Annotated in this window: 2 protein-coding genes; both read right to left on the bottom strand. The window is 42.5% G+C overall.

Annotated elements, in window-relative coordinates; genetic code table 11:
* Positions 1–144 precede the first annotated feature (144 nt).
* Positions 145–1,320 (bottom strand): hypothetical protein, encoded by a 1,176-nt coding sequence (locus tag GXO74_12435; protein ID NOZ62476.1) that lies wholly within the window; start codon positions 1,318–1,320, stop codon positions 145–147.
* A gap of 98 nt (positions 1,321–1,418) precedes the next feature.
* Positions 1,419–2,624 (bottom strand): multicopper oxidase domain-containing protein, encoded by a 1,206-nt coding sequence (locus GXO74_12440; GenBank protein ID NOZ62477.1) that lies wholly within the window; start codon positions 2,622–2,624, stop codon positions 1,419–1,421.
* Positions 2,625–3,000: the final 376 nt, after the last annotated feature.

Raw genomic sequence — 3,000 nt, forward strand, 5'->3', positions numbered from 1 at the left:
GACGCAAAGAATATTTTATTCAAAACAAATGAGTTAAAAGTCATAATTGCTTTTTGTGTTCTTCGCGTCCTTTGTGGTTTTCCATTTTTCAGTCCTTTTATTAAATCTTTGTGCCGCTGTGTCTCCGTGTGAGTAAAAAACACATTATTTCAAATACCCATGCTCAAGATTCAGCAACGAATCCCGTTCATCATAAAATCCGTTCCACAATTGCTCGAACGAGAAGACCAGCGCCAATTTAATGCTGTGTTCTTTTTGCGTGTATAAATTGAGCAAATCATCTTTCAGGTCAACAAATTGATACTGAACTCCGATGTCAAAATTTTCGCCAAGGCGATAGTAACCATTGGCGACAAAAGTCATGGCAGAAGTCTGTCTTGTCAAATCAGGGAAAGTTTTATAGCCAAGTCCGAGGGAGAAATAAGCCGTGGGGCGCTCCAATTTGCGATAGACAAGCCGCAGGGAGCTAAAATGGCTCACAGATTTGGCTCGTGCCATATCCTGAAATGAATTCAGTTCTTTAATTTCATCAAATCCCAGATTGTAGATGGTCTGATGTCGAAAATCTACAAAATAAACCGGATCAGGATAAATGTTAAAAATGGCGGAAACAATGATATTCTTCAACGCCTTATCAAAACCGGAATAGCCGGGACGGTCGGTGAGAAAATTGTTCCAGCCGATTCCCAGTTGCGCAATGATATTTCTGTTGAAACGCTGCACTTCAGGAACGCGATATTCGATGGTTCCGCCAATGGCATTGAGCGAAAAATCTTCTTCGCTTGTTGCCGGCGGAATCGGCGTTTCCGTAAAATGTTCGCCGTGCACTGTGAGAAAAAGTCGCTGCTTGACGATAATTCCGGCTTCAGCGACATTGCCAAATTGACTTTCTTCCGTGTTTTCTCCGGAAGAAAAAGGATTGAGCACATCAGTAAATTCAATAGCATCGTCATCGCGCAAAGTGGGAAATTCAATCAGACTGCTGCGCACGCGCGTCCTGCCGATTCGGAAAATTGAATACTGATTTTCCAGTTGGAAGTGAATTTGGTGAAAAAATACCTGTCCCAGATCAGAATCCGCATCGGGAAATTGAAATCCAATCACAAAGCGGCTGCGGTAGTCGTTATACAATTTCTGCCGTAATCCCAGCAAAATGCCGGTATCGGAAAAATCATTGATAGCAGAACTTTTATCGCCATAAACAACTCCGCTTCGTTGATAAGTGTTGAAAGACATCACGCCTCTGCCAGCCAATTGAATTGCGGGCGTCACCTGGGCGAAGACATCGACCGATACAATGAGCAAAATAAGTATCGGCAAATAATATTTTAAATTTGAATGTATTTTCATTTTACCTTACTCCTTGCAAAGATTGAAAATTTGAATTTGAAATTTTTGACCAGATCGTTTTCGCGCTTCTATTCATCCAAAGCAACTTTTGGCAGGAGATTCATCTTTCCTTTTTTCATCTTCATGCCTTTCATTTTTCCGACCATACGCTCTTCCACGGGCAGATCTTCGTAAATCAGCGCTAACAAATTTCCGCCGGGATAGAGTCCGTTATTAGTTACGCGGCGCGTGTCGTGGTCGTGAAATGTCCAGATACCCGGATTGTTGCCTTCGATGATGATATCCAGCGTTTTTCCCGGACTCAAACGAATGGTGTTCATCTGCCAGGGTTGTGGAACAGGCACGCCGTCATCCGCCACCTGCCAGAAATCATGACCGTGCAAATGCAAAAAGTGTTCTTCAGTGCCGGCATTAATCAGTCGCACGCGAATTGTTTCGTCCTTTTTAATGAACAAGTTCGGCGTGCTGGGATAAGATTTCCCGTTTACTGTGAACCAGTTCGGCTGCGGTAATTCCGCTTGAGAACGACGATTTGTCACGTAAGGCGGCTGGTAACCATTGGCAATGGCTTGTTCCAATTCTTCTTTGCTGTCAAATAAAGCAAACCGCTCTTTGTCAAAACGGCCGTTTTTCATCAAATACATGCGCTCTTTCATGCGTTCAAGCATGGCATTTAATTCGCTGCGCAGAAAATTGACATCATGAGCCGAATAAACGAGCGTGTATTCGCGGGAGTAAGAATATTTCTTTTTAATGGGATCATCCGGATCGTCGATGATAAAAGCGCCGAACATTCCGGATTGCATGTGTAGCAGTGTCCCCCAATGGCAGTGATAAAAATGTGTGCCTGCCGGCTTTGCCTCAAACTCGTAAATAAATTCCTGCCCTGGCATCACTGGCATTTGTGTGACATAAGGAACGCCGTCCATTCGCCACGGCACATATAAACCGTGCCAGTGGATGGTATGATTGAGTTCAGTTTTATTTTTAAATTTCACGCGAACCTTATCGCCGACATTTACTCGAATCTCTGGTCCCGGAACTTGATCATTAAAAGCCAGCGTGTGAATTTTCATCCCTGGCGCCAATTCATGATGCACAATGTCAATCCATAATTCGTATTCTTTGACTCCGTTCACAATTTTGGGCTTCAGGGGTTCATCAGAAATCGCCTTAGCACCTGCACTGGCAGCATGAGCGAAAAGCGCTTCCGTTGATAACAAAGGAAGCGCTGCCAGCGCCGAGCCTGACTTCAAAAAATCGCGTCTATTCATTACTGTTTTCTCCGAATTTGTTCGTTCAACTGATTTTGTGTTTGGTATTCAATGGAGCTACAATTAATGCTTGCGAACAGGGTGTTTCCAATACGCAATAAATTTCCTTATCAACATATCGGCAATCAGCCTATCAAAAATATCTGAACCACATTTTTCATAAGTCTGAAATCTGGATTCAATTTTTCAACAATTTATCTGGTGAATTATTTAATTTCTGCATCATCGATTCGTCTAACAATGGTTGGAATTTTTCGTATCGGTAATCGCCTTACTGGTTCAATACTCCAGTTTCATTATTCGGTCAAAATGAAGGAATTCAGAGGTATTAGCATAAAACCATTATTCTCTAAAATATATTAATTTTTTCGCTCTT

It is taken from the genome of Calditrichota bacterium (genome assembly GCA_013152715.1).
Taxonomy (GTDB): domain Bacteria; phylum Zhuqueibacterota; class Zhuqueibacteria; order Thermofontimicrobiales; family Thermofontimicrobiaceae; genus 4484-87.

Bases quoted from the DNA above. Each gene is read 5' to 3' on its own strand.
- GXO74_12440 (NOZ62477.1), bottom strand. From the start codon at position 2,624: ATGAATAGACGCGATTTTTTGAAGTCAGGCTCGGCGCTGGCAGCGCTT.